The following is a 20,236-nucleotide window of genomic DNA, read 5'->3' on the forward strand; positions in this document are numbered from 1 at the left end:
GATAACTGATAACTGATAACTGATAACTGATAACTGATAACTGATAACTGATAACTGATAACTGATAACTGATAACTGATAACTGATAACTGTTAACTGATAACTGTTAACTGATAACTGTTAACTGATAACTGTTAACTGATAACTGTTAACTGTTAACTGATAACTGATAACTGTTAACTGATAACTGATAACTGATAACTGTTAACTGATAACTGATAACTGTTAACTGTTAACTGATAACTGATAACTGTTAACTGATAACTGTTAACTATCTGTGCCTAACATTTGCAGTTTATATAAACTAGCGTAGAGGCCGTCTTTAGTTAATAAATCTTCATGGGTTCCCGATTCGACTAATTCCCCGCGTTTAAGGACAAGAATTCGATCGACATCGCGAATAGTGGAGAGACGATGGGCGATAATAATAGCGGTACGATCGACTAAAATCTGTTCTAAAGCTTCTTGAATTAATACCTCTGTTCCCACGTCTAAACTAGCGGTAGCTTCATCTAAAACTAGAATTTCGGGGTTACGAATAGCGACTCTTGCAAAAGCGAGTAATTGTTTTTGTCCTCCCGATAAATTTGCGCCCCGTTCCCGTAAAAGAGTATGATAACCGTCGGGTAACTCCTCGATAAAGTGATCGATATTAGTTAATTTAGCCGCTGCCTTAACTTGCTCAAAATCATAATTTTCTCCTAAAGTAATATTGCGAGTAACATCTCCAGCAAAGAGAAAAGTTTCTTGGAGAATGACACCGATATAACGTCTTAATTCCGCTTGGGGAAGATAACGGATATCGATACCATCCACTAGAATTCTGCCCTTACTCGGTTCATAAAGACGACAGAGAAGACGAATAATCGAACTTTTTCCTGCACCAGTGGGACCGACTAAAGCGACTTTTTCCCCGGGATTAATGGTAAAATTAAGACCTTTAATAATATATTCATCAGGTTTATAACCAAACCAAACATTTTCAAAAATAATCTCGCCAGTTTGACGTTTTTCTGGGAAAGAAATCTCTTTATAATTGTTAGAATCTTTGATTTCAATGGGAATACTAATTAATTCCCCAATGCGCTCAATAGCAGTAAAACCCGATTGAAACATGGTAAATTTTTCGGCAAACTGACGCAGGGGATTAAAGAGACGTTGGGAGAATAAAATAAAAGCCGATAAAACCCCAAAATCAATGGTTTTCTGGAGAACCAAAATCCCGCCTAACCATAATACTCCTGCCACGGCAATTAATCCGATCCATTCCAACGTAGCTGAGACGGCCGAATCATAAAAAATTGTTTTATCTAGGGAGCGACGATACTGAGTATTGATAGTGCGAAACATTTCAGCGTTAAAGCGTTCGCGGCGAAATAATTGAACAATATTAACTCCGACTACATTTTCCTGTAATTGGGCATTAAGTTTTGATAATTGCTCGCGTACTTGATAGTTAGCGCTGCGATATTGTTTTTGAAAAAAGATAATTAAAGCAGTGACAGGAAATAACATCAACACCAACAATAGAGCTAATTGCCATTGCAGGGTAAACATGGTGAGGATAATAACTAAAATATTAACCAGATCACTGACAACTCCGATCGCCCCACTAGCAAAAACTTCTCCTAATGCTTCCACATCGCTGGTTAAACGGGTGACTAAACGTCCCACGGGAGAGCGATCAAAAAAACTAGAGGAAAGGGAGGTAACATGGCTAAATAAATCTTCCCGGACATTAGCAGTAATTGACTGACCGACTTTCTGTACTAGATAACCTTGTGTTGTCCCTAAAATCAGTCGTAAAATAATCGAAACCGACAGGATAATAATTAGGGTGTTAATGGCTGCTGTTAAGGGCATTTGAGCCAAAAAATCCCAAGTTTGTTCCTTTTGCAAAAGGGAGACCGCTTGACCGATAATTAAGGGTTGGACTGCCCCCGTGAGAGATAGGGGAAAAAGAAGTATTAATGACCAAAATAGCAGAGCTTTTTCCTTTTTTGCGTAGGGAAATAATCTTAATAATAAGCTCCAGTCATTTTCTTTGACCGGAGGGGACACAGGGGAGGATGATAGACTCATGAAGTGATTTCCCATGAAATTCTGGGCAGCTGGGGAGAAATTACGCCCCTATTGTTAACTTTTCTAACAGGCGATCGATCTGAAAATGTTCCCCCATTAATTCTCGAATACAAGCGACTTTTACCTGTTCCTGTAAGCGAATCTTCCCGAAGGCCTGATCGACGATTTCCACGGTGGTGAGAGTATCTAAATTTACCGAGAGAATTGGTACTTCTAAATCCTCGGCCCGGCCCAGAATCAGGGGATCCGGAGAGATGGAACCGGTTAAGATTAAACAGGTGGTAGAAGTTTCTAAGGCAGCTAACTGGAGGTCTGTGCGATCGCCACCCGTAATCACGGCCATATTTTCCCCCTTGCGAAAATATTCTAAAGCGGCGTTGACATTCATCGCCCCGATCGCTAAACTTTCTACCATCCAATCCAAACGATCGGGCCGACATAATACTTTGGCCTCCAAAAGATGGACAATTTCCCGAACACTAATACTACGCAATAATTTACTAGCGGGTAACAGTCCTAAAACCTCCACGCCTTGGCCCGCGAGATAGGGTTTCAGGAGGGATTGTACTTCCTCCCAATCATCGGTGGGAATATCGCTAATTACTACCCCCAGCAGCTGATTATTTAATTCCCGTTGCGCTTTCAGCAGACTATCGGCAATCAGGGGAGAACTATAGCGGGCCACCAATAGGATCGGAGTCTGGAGAATTTTGGCCATTTCCCCCATCGATAGCTGAAAAATACTGCCTTCCCAGAGAGTCCCCGGCCCTTCGAGGAGGGTAATATCACTGTTAACTCGATCGAGATAACCAGTAAGAATATTGCCGTAGTCCTGTTGATCTGCACCTTGCAGACGTTTAGCAACGGAATCCACATCTGTATAGATCAGGGGTAAGCGCAGCTGTTCGGGGGATAATTCTAATAATTGCCGAATAAATTCTACATCCTCATCGACCAATTGCCCATCGACGTAGCCCGGACAATTGCCCACTGGTTTGCCGTAACTTATCTCTAGTCCTTTTTGCCGCAAGAGATGCGCTAAACCGACGATAGTTCCCGATTTACCACTGAGGGGTTCCAGGGAAGAGATAAGTATAGATTTGGCTGATTTCGCCACGATTTGCTCCTTTTTAACCCGTAAAATCCCGAATTTTATTCTTCAAATCGCAGCAGTTTCCGATAAAATCCCTGCGAAAAGTCGGCTGAACCTAGCTGCTTAAAGGTTTTAATCGCATCGATAAGATATTCGATCAACTCGGCGTTAATAATCGTCATCTCATAGCTTAGGTCGGCCTGTCCTTCAAATTGTAAACGACAACGGGTCAATTCCGAGGGCAATTTTGATACATACCAAGATGCCACAAAGGGAATCCCTTGACTGTTTTCTATGCGACGACGACCTTCTAAAGATCCGGCTTGATACAAAGCGATCGCATAGGGCAGGATACTATGTTTGTCCTTGGCATAGTAGGGCATATATACTACCACATCGGCCTTATCGGCGGGTTCTAATTGTTCGATAGTTGGCATAATTTACTTAATTCTCTGCTTCACGGCCAAGTTACCATTGACACTGATATTTTCCATATATTTTAACCGATCGCCCCAGGAATCTCCTGAGGGAGAAAATAGGCAGAATTGACCACCAGATCATCCTTCTATACTAAGATGTCTATCGGCTATAACCGGCATACTAACCCGAAAAACCGTGCCGGGGTAGGGGGAACTTGTTGGCTCGGGATTGGGACTGATAAATTCGATCGTCCCCCCCATGCTGGTAATTAATTCTTTGGCGATCGCTAAACCTAATCCTGTACCCGGTATATCTCCCCCTGCTTGCACTCCCCGGTAGTGACGTTGAAAAATTCTTTCTTGATCGCTCGTCGGAATACCATAACCCGTGTCTTTAAAAACAATTTCTACACTATTCTTAACATTATGCACCTCGACGGTGACTTTTCCGCCAGCAGGAGTATATTTGAGGGCATTATCAATTAAATTACTGAATACTTCCCGCAAACCAGGGATATTGGCCCGAATAAGTGGTATATCTTCCCCGTGAATCGTTTCTAGACTGAGATTTCTCTCTTTGGCTACCGCTTGGGCCGAAAGGAGCAGCGGATCGAGAAGATCATGGAGATCGATCGGAGTTAGTTGGCCGCTGCCAGCAGGTAAGAGAAAGGCGGTGGGGGAAGATTGCGCTTGCAGGAGAGGAATATCGACGGTGGGGTAATTTTCGCTTTCTTGCTGAATTTGTGCCTCAAATTCGGCGATTAAGTCGCGAACTCGATCGCTTTCTCTCAGGATACCAGTAATGGCGGGATCGTTACCCTCTTCGGCTAAAAGCCTTTTGAGTAGAAGTTTACCAAAGGTTTTTAAAGCGGTGAGGGGATTGCGGATTTGATGGAGAAAGGTATCGAGGCGCTGTCGTTGCCATTGTCGATAATAACGTTCTTCTCCCAATTGGCGATCGAGTACACAGGCTAAAGCGAGGGTTTGGGTGATTTTTTCCATCTGGGTTAATTCCCAACTTTGCCAAGGTCGTTTTTCTCGGGTTGTCACCAATAATCCGATCATGCCCTCTTCATACATTAAGGGTAAAAACAAGCGATGACCGCTGACGCTCTCCTGATTACCCCAGAGGTGGGATAAATCTTCTAACTTAACCGCAGTTAACAAGTCGGCTGCTGGTTGCTCTGGTTGTAAGGAAAGCCGCTTTTTTTGGGGAGAAGGGGGGTTAAAAGGCGGATAAACAACGACTGGGATTAAATTACTCGATAAAGGTTCAGTTAAATAAACTGCACTTCTGTCCGTTTTCATTTGCTCCCGCAAAAGTTCCATCTGTGCCTGACACAGGGCAATAAAATCATCACTCAGGGGAGTCCGGGAGGGGGAGGAGAAGGACATACTAAGAAAGTAAAAAGTAAAAAATCAGAAAACCTTGATCAAGCTAGGGTTGCCAGTTTTATTTCCCAGTTGACAGGGGAGAGAATGTCCCTCCCCTTGGGTCGAGGGCAACCGGCAAAAAGCAGTTAGAACAAGGGTTTGGTCACTATTTTCGGGGTGGATCACGGTATATATTAAAAAAAGTTTAAAAATAATAAGTTTTGTATCGGGATTTGGGGCTGTGTTTTTGTCAGAAAAACTTAAACCTAGTCTCAGTCTAGCTTCTAGTCAAACTTGTCTGTAATTGGGTTTGTGAGAGACACTTGATTTCTTGGTCTAGAAGGGATATAATCGCTACGGCTTTTGTAACTATCATTACAACGATTAGCCAGAACAGGAGGTAATTGGGTTGGCCAGAAAACGGAAACGTAAGAGTCGCCGTCGTCAAGAAGGACGTAAGATACTTGAACTTGTACCCCAGTATAGTATTGAAAGTGGCGAGGATAAACCCGTAACTGCGGCGCGTAAGTATATTCAAGCTATAGGCATTAGCCCACCAGCTTTATTGATTGTTAAGCGTAACGAGCATACAACCGATCGCTATTTCTGGGCTGAAAAAGGACTGTTTGGAGCGCAATATGTGGAGGAAAACCACTTCCTTTTCCCAAGTTTGCGCGACCTGCAGCCCCAGCCCCAGCCCGTCAAAGCACCGGTAGCAGTTGCTAAATAACTCAAAGGACTATTGATCATATCATGGAAAGTAAACTCGTTTACGGAAAAGTAAACGAGTTTTTTTTGTGCATAAGTAGGGTTTGCGGCAAAAAGCTTTTCGGTGGGGGCAGGGTGTAGGGTGTAGGGTGTAGGGTGTAGGGTTTTAGCGATTTTGAGGGGGTCAATTACCTAATTTTCAGGGAAAAAGTCCCGGAATTTTCCCCCCGATCACTCCCAGATCTGGTACTTTTTGGAAACCAAAAAGTCTAAAAGTTTTACCCAACAAGGTTTTTAGATTTTTTCGGCAACCCCTAAATAATCAGTTTTTAATAACCAGATTTAGTATAAAAATAATCTCCTGACTCCTGACTCCTGACTCCTGACTCCTGACTCCTGACGAATGTTACGATTGTTACAACATCTTGACATTAATTCTGATACCCTGACAATGTGTCAATCTGTGCAGTAATGGGGCAGAAACTCAAGTGGTATCGATCCATATTTCTATTGTTGAGGGCAACCCGCACTTGCGATCGCTATTAGCTTGGCATCTGCAACAGGCCGGTTATTTGGTTAACCAATCGGCAACCCTGCAAAGTGCGCGTCAAGCTTTCCTTCATCGTCAACCAACCTTAGCAATTATCGATTCCGACTTGCCGGACGGGGATGGAATCGAACTCTGCCGTTGGCTTTATCAACAAAAACAGTCTTTAATACTGATTCTCTCGGCCCGCAATAGCGAAAAAGACGTGGTCAATGGTTTAAAAGCCGGGGCCGACGACTACCTGAAAAAGCCCTTTGGAATGCAAGAATTTATGGCTAGGGTAGAAGTGTTAACTCGTCGTTTAGGCAGTAGGGCTGCTCCCCTACACTTGGATTATGGGCAATTAAAAATAGATTTAGCCCAACGACGGGTACAATTTCGCGGGGAGTATATCGAATTAACGCCCCAAGAATTTAGCCTACTCTACGTTTTAGCCCAAGCGGAGGGAACACCCCTATCAAGAGCCGATTTACTGCGTCGCGCTTGGCCTGAGGAAATTGATAATCCCCGGACAATTGATACTCATGTTCTCTCTCTGCGGAAAAAAATCGAAACCGATCCCAGACAACCTAATTTAATTCAAACCGTCCGCAACGTTGGCTATCGTTTCAATCTAGAAATGTTGGCCGAGATGACTTCAGCTTTAGAAGCTAATATTATTGCCTCCACCAAAGGCAATCATAACGGCCATTCCATTAATAAAATTCCTGCTCACAACGTTAGTCGTTAATTCTGGCTTTGTCCGACTGATTAGCAGATTGTCTGCTGAAATCGTCTCCTAACCACTTAATCGAAGCGAGGAGACGAAGGGCAAATTAAACCGTAGTCACCATTGACCGATCCGCTTGTTGCTGAAATTCCGTCAATAAACGCCGGAATTCGTCGCCGTCAATGGTTTCCTGTTCAATCAGTATATCCACCAAGCGATCGATCGCCACACGATTGTCAAGGATAAGTTTTGTTGCTAAATCGTGGCATTGCTTGACAAGTTCCCGTACTTGTGCATCAATTTTCGCCATCATCGCGAAAGAATGGTCGGCATGATAACCAGCAGCAGCACCACCGAGATAGGAATTGCCCTCCTCCTCTAGAGCAATCAATCCCAATTCCGACATTCCCAGACGCGTTACCATCTGTCGGGCCAGATAGGTAATTTTTTCAATATCATTACCGGCCCCGGTGGTCACTTCATCCTCACCGAAGACACATTCCTCCGCCACTCGTCCCCCTAATAATCCCGCAATTCGGGCTAATAACTGGGAACGACTGGTTAAACCCTGTTCTTCATCGGGAGTGAACCAAGTTAACCCCAGCGCTTGCCCCCGGGGAATCAGGGTGACTTTTTCCACCTGGTCGTGGCCGGGACAGAGAGTACCGACAATCGCATGGCCGACTTCATGATAGGCGATCAAACGCTTGGCTTTACTATCCACTAAAGCACGCCCTTCCATACCGGCCACAATCCGATCGATCGCATCGTTGACCTCCTCCATGGTAATCGCCTCTTTCCGCCGTCTAGCAGTAAAAATCGCCGCTTCGTTGAGCATATTAGCCAAATCTGCCCCAGTAAAACCCGGTGTGCGCCGGGCGATCGCCTCCAGAGCCACATCAGCAGCCACCTTTTTATCGCGAGAATGGACCTCCAAAATGCCCAAACGTCCCTTAAAATCTGGATAATCCACCACTACCTGTCGATCGAAACGACCCGGACGCAGCAGGGCCGAATCCAAAACATCGGGGCGGTTGGTGGCGGCAATGACGATAATGCCGGTATTTCCCTCAAAACCGTCCATTTCCGTCAATAATTGGTTCAGGGTTTGCTCCCGTTCATCATTACCTCCCCCATAACCGACCCCTCGTTGACGACCAACGGCATCAATTTCATCGATAAAAACCAAACAAGGGGCATTTTCCTGGGCTTTTCGGAATAGATCTCGCACTCGCGACGCACCAACCCCGACAAACATCTCCACAAATTCCGACCCAGAGATGCTGAAAAAAGGCACTCCCGCCTCTCCTGCGATCGCTTTAGCCAGTAAAGTTTTCCCCGTCCCCGGTGGCCCGATTAACAGGACTCCTTTGGGGATTTTTGCGCCAATAGCCGTAAATTTTTCGGGTTGTTTGAGGAATGTCACCACTTCCTCTAGATCTTCCTTGGCCTCATCCACACCCGCCACATCATTAAATTCTATGCCAGTTTTCGCCTCCATCTGAAACCGCGCCCTTGATTTACCGAAGTTCATCGCTTGACCGGAAGCATTAGCAGAACGACGGATAATAAACACCAATAATCCCAAGACGAGAATAATCACTAACAGGTTAGTGAGAACATTGATCAAGGCCGAATTGTCAGTGCTGGGGAGAATGCCGTACTCAATTTTTTTAGCATCGAGTCTCTTGATTAATTCGGGATTTTGGTCAAATAAATTGACTTCCTTCGGGGGATCCTTGTCCGTTTGACCGACGAGGGTAACTGCTGCCTGCTGCAAAGAAGGATTGATTTCCACCTTTTTTACCTTTCCTTGGTCGATCTTCTCTAACAATTCACCGTAGGTGAGGGTATTTTGGTTTTTTTGACTCCAAGCAGGAGTGACATGGCCAAAGGTTTGCAGAATCATCCAAGTGCTGACAATCCCTTTCCATACTGGCCGACGACCACGATTCTTAGCTGACTTGGCTCTAACTACGGTGAGTGGAGATTTTTGATCCATAATTGACTCTATATCTAGTTACCCTGTATTCATTGTGACAGATCGACTCGATCGTGACCACTGTTCTGTTTTCCCCCAAGCACGACCCTGAGGGCAAATAGTGATGACGGTTTTTTGCTATATTGTATTCAGCTAGGTAGTCTAACAACTGCCTATCCCAATCACTAACAGTTTAGGGAAGTGGGTTTCGCCCGCTTTTTTTATTGTCCAAATCATGACTCATCCGCTCATCCCCGACCTGCTGCACCTAGCCACCCCTATCGCTGAAAACTTGGGGCTAGAAGTGGTCGATATCGTTTTCCAAACCAATAAAAGGCCTCCCGTCCTGCGCGTCGATATTCGCAATCTTGCGGGAGATACTGGTTTAGAGGACTGTGAGCAGATGAGTCGGTCTTTAGAAACCGCCCTCGACAGTCAAGAAATCTTACCCGGGGCCTACGTTTTGGAAATATCTAGCCCCGGCATTTCTCGACAACTGAGCAGCGAACGCGAATTTCAGTCTTTTAAAGGTTTTCCCGTCATCGTTACCGGCCAGGATAGCCAGGGAAAACCAAAAGAATGGCGCGGAAAACTGCAAGGTAGAGATGAGCAATCTATTTATCTTAACCAAAAAGGTCGCTCCCTGACCATCGATCGCACTACCGTCATCAGCGTCCGTTTAGATGAGCAGCGCAGTAATCAGTGATCAGTAATCAGTAATCAGGGATAAAGATGAAGATAACTAACTAACTGATTAACTTAAAACTTACATCTGATAACTGATAACTGATAACTGATATAAGGCTAAAAAAATAATGACTCAAAAGTAAGGAGAAAAAATAATTATGGCTACTGTTAATTTGCCTGGTTTAAAAATAATGCTCGAAGAAATTAGCCAACGACATAATCTGCCCAAAAATGCCGTACAGGAAGCCTTGCGTGAAGCACTTCTCAAGGGGTATGAACGTTATCGACGCGCCCAAAGTTTAGAAAAAGCCGCTCAATTTCATGAAGATTATTTCAATAACTTTGATGTGGAATTAGACGTAGAAGAAGAAGGGTTTCGCATCCTTTCGACTAAAACTATTGTGGAAGAAGTGACCAATCCCGACCATCACATCGGTCTCAAAGAAGTGCAAGAAGTGGCCGATGAGGCCCAATTAGGGGATGAAGTAGTTCTTGATGTCACCCCCGACCAAAGAGAATTTGGTCGCATGGCGGCAATTCAAACTAAACAGGTTTTACTGCAAAAACTGCGGGATAACCAACGCAAAATGATTCAAGAGGAGTTCCAAGATCTGGAAGGAACGGTTTTACAGGCCCGAGTCGTCCGTTTTGAAAGACAGGCCGCTATTGTCATGGTACAAAGTACCTACGGTCAACCAGAAGTGGAAGCAGAACTACCCAAACGGGAACAGCTGCCCAACGATAACTATCGCGCCAACGCCACCTTTAAAGTTCTGCTCAAAAAAGTCCTAGAAGGTTCTCACCGCGGCCCGCAATTAATTGTTTCCAGAGCGGCGGCGGGCTTGGTAGTATATATGTTCGCCAACGAAGTTCCCGAAATCGAAGAGGAAATCGTGCGTATTGTCGCCGTCGCCCGGGAAGCCAATCCCCCCTCCCGTCACGTTGGTTCGCGGACAAAAATCGCCGTCGATACCTTAGAGAGAGACGTGGATCCGGTTGGGGCTTGTATTGGGGCTAGAGGTTCCCGGATTCAAGCCGTGGTTAACGAATTGCGGGGGGAAAAAATCGACGTGATTCGCTGGTCTCCAGATCCCGCCACCTACATCGCCAATGCCCTTAGTCCCGCCCGTATCGACCAAGTTTTGTTCACTAATGCCGAAGAAAGACAAGCATTGGTACTGGTGGCACAGGATCAATTAAGTTTAGCGATTGGCAAAGAAGGGCAGAACGTGCGTCTAGCCGCCCGTCTGACGGGCTGGAAAATCGATATTAAGGATATAGTCCTCTATAAAGGCGAACAAGAGGTAAAAACCGATGAAACCGACCCAGAAGCGCAGGATTTAGACCAAGAATGAACCCCTTCGTCAATTATCGACGCTGTATTAGCTGCCGTCTCTTCGCCCCGAAAGAATCCTTTTGGCGAATTGTCCGACTACACCCGTCCGGACAGATACAATTAGATCAAGGAATGGGAAGAGCTGCCTATATCTGTCCGCAACCTAACTGCCTGCAATTAGCCCGGCAAAAAAATCGTCTCGGACGGGCCCTAAAAGCCAATATTCCCGAAACGCTCTATGAATCCTTGCAAGAGCGCCTCGGGACTGCCAAGCAAGGTCGTTCAAATCAGGATTAAAATTGACGATCATAGCCACAAAATCGTTAGCATGGAAAGGGGGCAGTCCTGACAGGATCAAAAAATCAGCCAACTTATAGGATCACTAACACTTTAGCCGGGGGATAATGGATGAGTAACGCGAAAGTCAGAATTTACGATTTATCAAAAGAATTGAATCTAGACAACAAAGACATTTTGGACATCTGTGACCAGTTGAACATCGAGTACAAGAGCCACAGTAGCACGATCAGCGAAGAGGATGCCCAACGCATCAAAGCAATCGCTGCGAAGGGATTGGCCTCGAGTACCAGTAAAAATAGCACGGGTCAGCGAGAATCGGCTAGTCCTGCCGAAGAAAAAAAACAAAAGATTTTAGCCCTGCATAAACACAACCGCCCCGAAACTGGCGAAGAAGGGGAAATCTATCCCGGGCCTGCCGGGTCCTCAGCTAAACCGACTTTAATCAGTCCTCCCCGTCCCCCAGTTAAACCCCTCGTTGCTCCCCCAGGGCGCGACGGTGCGGCCGAAAAAACTCCCCCCACCGAGCAGAAAAATGGAGCTACCGCCACTGCTGCACAGATGCTATCTCAGTCCGCCAGTGTGAAAGAAACCCCGACCGAAACCCCGCTAGTGCCAGAAGCAGCCCCCACCTTAATCGCCCCACCTAATCGACCTTCCCTCACCCCGAAACCACGCCCGGGCAGCACCTCGGGCCGGCCAGAACCCCGATCTAAAAATGCCCCCGGCGGTAACGACAGGCCCCGGGGAGAAAAACGCGAGCGCGGCGAGAGCGAAAACGCCCCTAGCCCTGAGCGCAGGGCTGGCTTGGTTAAACCAGAAAAACCGACCCTCAACCGCAAACCCGACGGAAAAAGCCCGAAACTGGCGGAACCAACTAGAGAAGTGCGGGAGACGGTGGAATTGAAGCGCCCGGTTCGCCCTGGTATGCCCGCTAAAATCTCGGCTACTGGCGAGGAAGAAACCGACACCACCAAGAAATCTGGTGTTGATGGCACAGAAATCGATACAGATACCGGATTGCTCGGAGCAGACGGGCCCAAAAAACTCAAACGACCGACCATGCCCCCTCGCATGGCTAAAAAATCTAGCTGGGAAGAGGAAGAAGAAGAAGAGAAAAAAGCGGCCAAAACTGCCAAAACTGCTGGCAAAAACAAACGCCGCACCCAAGCTCTCTTTGAAGATGATGATGATCTAGAATCGGAACTATCCGGGTTAATCAATAGCCCCAGTTTTACCCTTTCCACTGCTCGTCCCCCCAAACCGCCCAGCGCTAAAGCTGCCACCCCTGGCACCCCAACAGCAGTCAAAGTTAAGCGGCCCAGTAAACCAACCGCCCACACCGGCAGTCCGAAAAGCGAGCGCCAAGAACCCCAAGAGGAAAAACGCCCAGAAAGCATCATCATCACCGGCAGTCTCACCGTGCGCGACCTCTCGGAATTGATGAAAGTCCCGGAAACCGAGATCATCAGAACCCTATTTTTTAAAGGGATGGCGGTGAATATCACCCAAACTCTCGACGTGGACACGATCGAAATGATCGCCAGGGACTTCGAGATGACCGTGGAAACCCCCAGCACCCAGTCGGCGGCGATCAAAACCACGGAGATGATCGATGTCTCCGACTGGGAAAGTCTCCAGCGTCGTCCCCCCGTCGTCACCATTATGGGTCACGTTGACCACGGCAAAACCACCCTCCTCGACTCGATCCGCAAAACCAAAGTCGCCCAGGGGGAAGCCGGCGGCATCACCCAGCACATCGGTGCTTACCACGTCGATGTGGAACATAACGGCAAACCGGAACAGATTGTCTTTTTGGATACCCCCGGTCACGAAGCTTTTACCGCCATGCGCGCCCGTGGGGCGAGAGTCACCGATATAGCGGTACTGGTGGTGGCCGCCGATGATGGTGTACAACCCCAAACGAAAGAGGCAATTAGTCACGCCAGGGCCGCCGAAGTCCCCATCGTGGTGGCGATTAACAAAGTCGATAAACCTTCTGCTAACCCCGACCGGATTAAACAGGAATTGACCGAACAGGGACTGGTGGCCGAAGATTGGGGCGGTGAGACGATCATGGTTCCCGTTAGCGCCCTGCGGGGTGAAAATCTCGATAATCTGCTGGAAATGATCCTCTTGGTGGCAGAAGTGGAGGAATTGGTCGCTAACCCCGACCGCTTGGCGAAGGGAACCGTCATCGAAGCTAACCTCGATCGCACCAAAGGCCCCGTGGCTACCCTGCTCGTCCAGAATGGCACTCTCCGCGTCGGTGATAGCATCGTCGCCGGTTCCGTTTTCGGCAAAATTCGGGCTATGATCGATGATCGCGGTCAAAAAGTCGAAGCGGCCACCCCCTCCTTCGCCGTGGAAATCCTCGGTCTCAGTGATGTGCCGGCCGCTGGCGATGAATTCGATGTCTATGAAAGTGAAAAAGAGGCCCGGGCGATTGCCGATCAACGGGCGATCGAACGACGCAACACCCGTTTACAACAGGCCCTCTCTTCTCGTCGCGTTAGCCTTAGCACCCTCTCTATCCAAGCTCAAGAAGGACAACTCAAGGAACTTAATCTCATCCTCAAGGCAGATGTGCAAGGTTCCGTCGAGGCCATCCTCGGTGCGCTCAAACAGTTACCCCAAAACGAAGTGCAGATTCGCGTTCTCCTCGCCTCTCCAGGGGAAATCACCGAAACCGATGTGGATCTGGCCGCCGCTAGTGGTGCGGTGGTGGTGGGCTTTAATACCACCCTTGCCAGTGGTGCGCGCGCATCCGCCGATCGGGAAGGGGTCGATATCCGCGATTACAATATCATCTACAAGCTTCTCGATGATATTCAAGGGGCGATGGAAGGTCTTCTCGACCCCGAAGAAGTGGAAGAACACCTCGGTTTTGCCGAAGTGCGTGCCGTCTTCACCGTCGGTCGTGGGGCCGTGGCGGGCTGTTATGTCCAATCAGGTAAACTGGTGCGGAATCGCTTCCTGCGGGTGCGTCGCGGCAAGGAAATTGTTTATCAGGGAGTTCTTGATTCCCTCAAACGGATGAAGGAAGATGCCCGGGAAGTAGCTACCGGTTTCGAGTGCGGTGTCGGTGTTTCTAAATTCAATGACTGGAAAGAAGGCGACATTATCGAAGCCTACGAAATGGTCATGAAACGTCGCACTTTATCCAGTTAATTAGACTTGAACCGTCGGGAGTCGGGAGTCAGTTATCAGTTATCAGTTATCAGTTATCAGTTATCAGTTATCAGTTATCAGTTATCAGTTATCAGTTATCAGTTATCAGTTATCAGTCATAATTCATAATTCATAATTCCCCCACTCCCCCACTCCCCCACTCCCCTGCTCCCCCACTCCCCCATCTCCCCACTTCCCTCTATGAAATCAGAACCTTTTTTGTGGATTCATCTGGCGGGGTTAGCGGCCTTGCCAATCTTTTTACAAATCGCTTGGATTGGTTTAGCTGTGGGCGATCCCTTGCCTTTTCTTTGGCTAGAATGGCTATTTCTAGGAGCGATCGCTATCATACCCGTCTTTTGGATGCAGTGGACAAAACCTTTTGATATTTTTAGTCTTTTGTTGGTTGCTCTGAAACCGAGTCAACTCACCCCCGAACAGTTAAAAATTCTCTCTCTTTTTAAACGTCCTCGCCATCGTCTTCTTACTCTTTTGGGAGTCGTCCTCTTAATTCTCATCACTTGGCCAATCTACAATTTTGCCCCTCTAGCGGCTGCCGTGGCCGCCTATCTCCCCCAATGGCGGCTTTTAGGTTTAGTAATCGCTGCGATCGCTCTCCTCTTAAGTCACCTATTTCTACAGGTTCCTCTGAGTGTTCTGGGGGTTTTAGCCACTAAGGAAAGTGACTGGACAGCCACCGAAGCTTTAGTTATTGAGCGCATTCCTGAGTTATTTACCATTGTTGGTCTAAAAGTTAATAAAATTATCTAAATTAGCTAAAATGCCGCCAATTTATGCTAGGAATGTAGGATCGAGCGCCCGTTTAAGGGTTGAATATTCCTCGCATTACTCGGAAAAATCGCGACCAATTGTTGCAGTTGTTGGGGAGAAATTTCGATCGCATTTTGCCAGACTAACCAGAGAACATCCTCGCTACAGGGAGGAGTGGACAAAGACCCCCGATATTCATAGAAACCGCTATTTTCTGGCAGTAAAAGCCCAGCATTGACCCAAGTATCGGGGATAATCATTTCAGGAGAAGGTTCTTGGGGCAAATAAGCCCAAATCGTTTGTAAATAGGGATTAAAAGCGCCGATTTCGGCTAAGATACCCACAACTGCTAAATTTCCCTTCCCATTTCGATGCACTAAATGAATTTCTAGAGGGAAAGACTGACCTTTAATCTGATGTTCGCTGGGATGATGAAAATGAAACTGCAACAAATCCCAGTTTTCGCCGTGAAAACTCATGTTTCCACCTTTTTCGGTCTGAACTAAGATTGTACGACCGTTATGGCGAATTTTTAAGGGTACAGGACGATAATTAAAGGTGGGTTGGTATAGCTCTTTTTCAGTCACTATACTCAGATCGATCGGTGTTTGTTGCTTTCCCGTGGTGCAGAGACGATAATTCCTTGATAATTCGCCCCAATGGTCAATATTTTGATAATTCCAAGTAAATTCTGGATTAATAGCCCCAAAAAGAGCGTGAGAGCCAATAAATTGCAGTAATTCTCGTCTATACATGGTATTAAATCCAGCAATCATCAGATAATTAGGGTTTGCTGAAAAAGTTTTTCCTGGGGGCAGGGTGTAGGGTGTAGGGTGTAGGGTGTAGGGTGTGGGGTGTGGGGTGTGGGGTGTAGGGTGTGGGGTGTAGGGTGTAGGGTGTAGGGAGAATAAATAAAATAATCTCCTATCTCCTGACTCCTGACTCCTGACTCCTCAAAACCTAAGACTCTGTACCTCACAACTATGGAAATTGCTATAATCGGCTCACATCAGTCTTTAAACATCTAGCTTGATGATCAGTTTTCTGATCAATATCTTTTTGTGGTTCGTGTTAGACTTACTCAAATATCAGTCTAACACAGAACAAAATCACCTCTTCGCCTGTATTGCCTTGTCCTAGTTGTGGTTCTCACCATACCATCAAGAGTGGTTCTATTGATAACGGGAAACCCAAACGTTAATGTTAAGAATGTGGTGGCCAGTTTGTCAGCAATCCCACTACTAAAACTTTATGAACACACCAGAATTAGCCATTGCTACCGTTGGTTTAACCAAACAATTTGACCGCCATGGGGCTGTTAATCAAGTGGATTTACAGATTGAAGCGGGGGAAGTTTACGGGTTAATCGGTCCAAATGGAGCGGGAAAAACCACTTTAATTAGGATGTTAGCGGCAGCGGAAGAACCGACAACGGGAGAAATATATCTGCACGGAGAACGTCTTTTAAGAGATGAGAGTAATCCCCGTCTCAAAAGAAATTTAGGTTATCTACCCGATAATTTTCCCCTCTACGATGACCTAAATGTCTGGAATTATCTGGATTATTTTGCCCGTCTTTATCATATCCCTCGCTCCCAACGTCATCGCCGCATTTATGAGGTTCTAGAACTGGTACAATTAACCGGTAAAAGCCATAATTTGATCGCTACTTTGTCCCGGGGGATGAAACAACGTTTAAGTTTAGCCCGCACGATTATTCATGAACCTTTAATTTTACTTCTCGATGAACCAGTTTCTGGATTAGACCCGATCGCTCGCCTACAATTTCGTGAGATTATTAAAGTCTTACAATCGGCAGGTATGACTATTTTAATTTCCTCCCATGTCCTTAGTGATTTGGCCGAACTTTGTAGTTCTGTGGGCATCATGGAATTAGGTTATCTAGTGGAAAGCACCTCTTTACAAGAATTAAATCAACGTCTAGCTGGTCAATACTTGCAGATTACGACTCTAGGCAATTTAGAAGCCTTAGAAACTGCTCTTAAACAATGTGTTTTTGTGGAAAGTTGGCAAAGAATTATTCATACTAATACTCTCCGGGTTAAATTTACGGGAACCCTAGAAGATAGTGCCGAATTGTTGAAATCTTTAGTCGTTTCTGGTCTGAACTTAAGCGAGTTTTATACTTGCCGCGAAGATTTAGAAACTATTTTCCTAAAACTGGGACATCGACAGGCATCTTAAGGGGAAATAATAATTTTAAATCTGGGATAGTAACTTTTCGACTAATTTAATTTGCTCCTGACTAAAACCAGCTTCCTTCAGGTGTGCCAGAAACCATTTTTGTCGATAACGACTGTCTAAATTCCTAGCCTTTCTATAGGTATCCTGCGCTTTTTTACTATCACCTTTATCTAAATAAATCATTGCCAAAGCCACAAGAGGATGGGGATTATTTGGCTCTAATTTAACTGCTTTTTTAGCGTTATTAATAGCTGAATCAAAATCTTTGAGGCGATGATAGGCGAGGGATAAATTATAGTAGGCGATTTCATTATCGGGTTTTAAATTAGCGGCTTTAGTATGAGTGACTACGGCTTTTTCAAGATGACCACCGACAAGATAAACAATTCCTAAAGCATTATAAGCAGCCACATGATCGGGAGCAATTTTAATCGTTTCCTCTAGGGTTGTTTGTGCCGCTAAAGGTTGTTTAGCGAGGTGTTGTGTCCAACCTAAAATTACTCTCCCGTCTAGATGATTGGGGTTTAACTGTACCGATTTTTTTAAAGCCTCAATACTTTTGACAAAATCTCCCTGTTGACGATACTGTAATCCCAATTGACGATAACGATTAGCAGCTTTAATGTCTGATGCGGAAATAATCGGACTGGGAGAAGGAGAAATGATTATCTTAGCCGTCGGTTCTTTTTTAATAGGAGAGGGGGGACTACAGCCCCAAAAAACCGGGGAACTAAAGATGATCAAGATAGTCAGGATTCGATAACTATTCATGGGACAATTAATACCAGTCCAATTGTTAAGGGTGTCATCAAATTATGAATTATTCCCCTGAATCCGTGCAACGGCTGCTCGATTCCAATGATTATGGCGATCGCTTATCGGGAGTTAATCAACTGCGTTATTTAGCCCCAGAAATCGCCTTCGAGATGTTACAGCCTTTGATTAACGATAGTAACGCTAGGGTGCGTTATTCGGCGGTAAGTCAGTTAGATATCCTCGGTCGTCAGAATCCTGATCTGGCCTTAACTATTCTACGCGATCGTTTGTTGCATGATCCGGAAGCAGATGTGAAAGCGGCCGCGGCCGATGCGATCGGGGGGTTAAAATTAACGGCAGCCTACGATGATCTGGTGGCTGTCTATCAACAATCCTCCGACTGGTTAATTCAATTTAGCATTGTGGCCGCTTTGGGCGAATTGGGGGAACCCCGGGGCTTTGAACTGCTGGAAATCGCCCTTAACTCCGATAATGAATTGGTAAAAACGGCCGCCGTCAGTGCTTTTGGGGAACTAGGCGACCCTCGCGCCGTCTCTTTACTCGTTCCCTTGGCTAATGATGATGACTGGCAACTGCGCTATCGTCTCGCTCAAGCTTTAGGCCGCTTAGGGGGGCAAGATGCGATCGCTGTTTTGACCCAGTTAACCGGCGACAAGAGCGCCCAAGTCGCCCAAGAGGCCCGCAATAATCTCGTTCAAGGGTGATGCAGAATAGTTGATTTTTGTCAATACTATTTACAATAAAATTTAATTAAGAATCGTTAACAAAGGTAAAGCGATGGAACAATTTACCCGTTTAATCTTGCTCGTCGGTCTTCTCGCGGGGGGCTGTTTTTCCCCCTCAATTGCGATCGCCGATAATCCCGCAGGGGCAATCGTGAGCAAGGATTCAGAGGTTAACGAACTACTGCGTCAAGCGCGGCAATTAGTCAAAAATGGCAATTATGGGGAAGCTATAGCCATTTACGAGCGGGCTGCCGCCCTTGATGGCAATAATGCCAGAATTTTCTCCGGGATTGGCTTTTTACAAACGCGGCAAGGGGATTATAACGCCGCCGCCCAAGCATACCAAAAAGCTTTAAGTCTCGATCCGAGTAATCCTGACTTTTTCCATGCTCTCGGTTATAGTTTGGCTAATATCGGCGATTATGACAATGCAGCCACCGCTTACTACTACGCTATCCAAATAGAACCGAAAAACGTCCAACACTACCTCGGTTTAGGGGTGGTATTATTACGGCAAAAAAACTATGCAAAAGCGGGCGAAGTTTACCAATGGGTTTTAGCTCTCGACCCCAATAATCAGCAAGCCCACGAAATCATGGGTAAGGCTTTGATTGAACAGAATAAAACCAGCGAAGCCCTCGATTTTCTCCAAAAATCCCTGCAAAGATTCCCTAACAATAGTGAATTAAGATTGCAACTGGCCAGCCTTTTGCTTAAACAGGGCGATTTAAATGGCGGAACCCAAATTTTAAAAGAAATAGAGCGACAAAGTGCCGGAAATTTTTTAATTCAGCTAAAAATAGGGATTTTACTTGAAAAACAAGAGCGTTTTGACGAGGCTCTTCCCTTTTATCGTCGGGCTGTTTTCCTACAACCCCAATCGTTGGAAGCACAAGCGGGAATCGGTCGCATCCATCTGGCCAGAAAAGATTATCTTGCAGCAATTATCGCCTATCAAGATTTGGCCAAAATTGCCCCCAATAACGCCGATGTCTATCTTAATCTCGGTCGGGCCTACGCGGGGCGGGGACGAAAAAGAGAGGCGGAGGAAGCTTTTAAGCAAGCGCGAGCGGTTTATGTGCTGAAAAATAATCAATCCGGCCTGGAGGAAGTGGATGCCCTGCTGAAGAAATTGGTTGAGTAAAACTAGATCAGTTATCAGTTATCAGTTATCAGTTATCAGTTATCAGTTATCAGTTATCAGTTATCAGTTATCAGTTATCAGTTATCAGTGATCAGTTATCAGTGATCAGTTATCAGTGATCAGTTATCAGTGATCAGTTATCAGTTATCAGTGATCAGTGATCAGTTATCAGTTATCAGTTATCAGTGATCAGTGATCAGTTATCAGTTA

General features: G+C 46.0%; 18 protein-coding genes and 1 pseudogene. 12 read left to right on the forward strand and 7 right to left on the reverse strand.

All coding sequences use genetic code 11. The annotated features are described in order from the left end of the window. Window positions 1–267: 267 nt before the first annotated feature. The 4 genes from IM509_RS22385 to IM509_RS22400 form a co-directional block, all read right to left on the reverse strand. On the reverse strand, window positions 268–2,082 hold the full coding sequence (locus IM509_RS22385) for an ABC transporter ATP-binding protein (RefSeq protein WP_052277230.1): 1,815 nt from the start codon (window positions 2,080–2,082) through the stop codon (window positions 268–270). 40 nt (window positions 2,083–2,122) lie between these two features. Then, window positions 2,123–3,199, reverse strand: coding sequence for a phosphotransacetylase family protein (locus IM509_RS22390; RefSeq protein WP_185237447.1), 1,077 nt, complete (start codon window positions 3,197–3,199; stop codon window positions 2,123–2,125). Between the two features lie 35 nt (window positions 3,200–3,234). Then, complete coding sequence (gene ebsA / locus IM509_RS22395) at window positions 3,235–3,612, reverse strand: type IV pilus biogenesis protein EbsA (RefSeq protein WP_052277232.1); 378 nt, start codon at window positions 3,610–3,612, stop codon at window positions 3,235–3,237. A 120-nt stretch (window positions 3,613–3,732) separates the two neighbouring features. Next, window positions 3,733–4,989 (reverse strand): GAF domain-containing sensor histidine kinase, encoded by a 1,257-nt coding sequence (locus IM509_RS22400; protein WP_072924073.1) that lies wholly within the window; start codon window positions 4,987–4,989, stop codon window positions 3,733–3,735. Window positions 4,990–5,377: 388 nt separating this feature from the next. Between IM509_RS22400 and IM509_RS22405 the strand changes: the two genes are divergently transcribed. Both IM509_RS22405 and IM509_RS22410 read left to right on the forward strand, forming a co-directional pair. Continuing rightward, window positions 5,378–5,698: a DUF3155 domain-containing protein gene (locus IM509_RS22405; RefSeq protein WP_002768353.1), complete on the forward strand. Its 321-nt coding sequence runs from the start codon at window positions 5,378–5,380 to the stop codon at window positions 5,696–5,698. Between the two features lie 466 nt (window positions 5,699–6,164). Then, window positions 6,165–6,953, forward strand: a complete 789-nt coding sequence (locus tag IM509_RS22410) for a response regulator transcription factor (protein WP_004159539.1) — start codon at window positions 6,165–6,167, stop codon at window positions 6,951–6,953. 85 nt (window positions 6,954–7,038) lie between these two features. Here IM509_RS22410 and ftsH read toward each other — a convergent pair whose 3' ends face one another. Then, window positions 7,039–8,934: an ATP-dependent zinc metalloprotease FtsH gene (ftsH, locus tag IM509_RS22415; RefSeq protein ID WP_072924076.1), complete on the reverse strand. Its 1,896-nt coding sequence runs from the start codon at window positions 8,932–8,934 to the stop codon at window positions 7,039–7,041. A 214-nt stretch (window positions 8,935–9,148) separates the two neighbouring features. On the opposite strand from ftsH, the gene rimP reads away from it, so the two are divergent. The 6 genes from rimP (at window position 9,149) to IM509_RS22445 (ending at window position 15,175) form a co-directional block, all read left to right on the forward strand. Further along, complete coding sequence (rimP, locus tag IM509_RS22420; protein WP_002789389.1) at window positions 9,149–9,619, forward strand: ribosome maturation factor RimP; 471 nt, start codon at window positions 9,149–9,151, stop codon at window positions 9,617–9,619. Window positions 9,620–9,758: 139 nt separating this feature from the next. After that, window positions 9,759–10,955, forward strand: a complete 1,197-nt coding sequence (gene nusA, locus IM509_RS22425; RefSeq protein ID WP_052277234.1) for a transcription termination factor NusA — start codon at window positions 9,759–9,761, stop codon at window positions 10,953–10,955. Continuing rightward, window positions 10,952–11,233, forward strand: a complete 282-nt coding sequence (locus IM509_RS22430) for a YlxR family protein (RefSeq protein WP_002768359.1) — start codon at window positions 10,952–10,954, stop codon at window positions 11,231–11,233. Before nusA ends, IM509_RS22430 begins: the two co-directional genes overlap by 4 nt. A gap of 111 nt (window positions 11,234–11,344) precedes the next feature. Next, entirely contained in the window at window positions 11,345–14,404 is a 3,060-nt protein-coding gene (infB, locus tag IM509_RS22435) for a translation initiation factor IF-2 (protein ID WP_052277235.1), read from the forward strand. A 6-nt stretch (window positions 14,405–14,410) separates the two neighbouring features. Further along, window positions 14,411–14,533, forward strand: a complete 123-nt coding sequence (locus IM509_RS22440) for a hypothetical protein (RefSeq protein ID WP_287717355.1) — start codon at window positions 14,411–14,413, stop codon at window positions 14,531–14,533. A gap of 72 nt (window positions 14,534–14,605) precedes the next feature. Continuing rightward, window positions 14,606–15,175, forward strand: coding sequence for a low-complexity tail membrane protein (locus IM509_RS22445; protein WP_004159551.1), 570 nt, complete (start codon window positions 14,606–14,608; stop codon window positions 15,173–15,175). A 26-nt stretch (window positions 15,176–15,201) separates the two neighbouring features. Here the strand turns inward: IM509_RS22445 and IM509_RS22450 are convergent, their stop codons facing one another. After that, complete coding sequence (locus IM509_RS22450) at window positions 15,202–15,930, reverse strand: carbonic anhydrase (RefSeq protein ID WP_185237970.1); 729 nt, start codon at window positions 15,928–15,930, stop codon at window positions 15,202–15,204. 280 nt (window positions 15,931–16,210) lie between these two features. On the opposite strand from IM509_RS22450, the pseudogene IM509_RS22455 reads away from it, so the two are divergent. After that, a pseudogene (locus tag IM509_RS22455) lies at window positions 16,211–16,373 on the forward strand (ISNCY family transposase); the annotation flags it as partial. Between the two features lie 53 nt (window positions 16,374–16,426). After that, window positions 16,427–17,380: an ABC transporter ATP-binding protein gene (locus IM509_RS22460; RefSeq protein WP_185237971.1), complete on the forward strand. Its 954-nt coding sequence runs from the start codon at window positions 16,427–16,429 to the stop codon at window positions 17,378–17,380. Window positions 17,381–17,395: 15 nt separating this feature from the next. On the opposite strand, the gene IM509_RS22465 is transcribed toward IM509_RS22460, so the two are convergent. Beyond that, entirely contained in the window at window positions 17,396–18,151 is a 756-nt protein-coding gene (locus IM509_RS22465) for a tetratricopeptide repeat protein (RefSeq protein WP_052277237.1), read from the reverse strand. A 44-nt stretch (window positions 18,152–18,195) separates the two neighbouring features. Here IM509_RS22465 and nblB point away from each other — a divergent pair, with 44 nt between their 5' ends. Both nblB and IM509_RS22475 read left to right on the forward strand, forming a co-directional pair. Next, complete coding sequence (nblB, locus tag IM509_RS22470) at window positions 18,196–18,861, forward strand: phycobilisome degradation protein NblB (RefSeq protein ID WP_052277238.1); 666 nt, start codon at window positions 18,196–18,198, stop codon at window positions 18,859–18,861. A gap of 73 nt (window positions 18,862–18,934) precedes the next feature. Next, on the forward strand, window positions 18,935–20,026 hold the full coding sequence (locus IM509_RS22475; RefSeq protein ID WP_185237972.1) for a tetratricopeptide repeat protein: 1,092 nt from the start codon (window positions 18,935–18,937) through the stop codon (window positions 20,024–20,026). Window positions 20,027–20,236: the final 210 nt, after the last annotated feature.

The organism is Microcystis sp. M31BS1 (genome assembly GCF_020245285.1).
Taxonomy (GTDB): Bacteria; Cyanobacteriota; Cyanobacteriia; order Cyanobacteriales; family Microcystaceae; genus Microcystis; species Microcystis panniformis.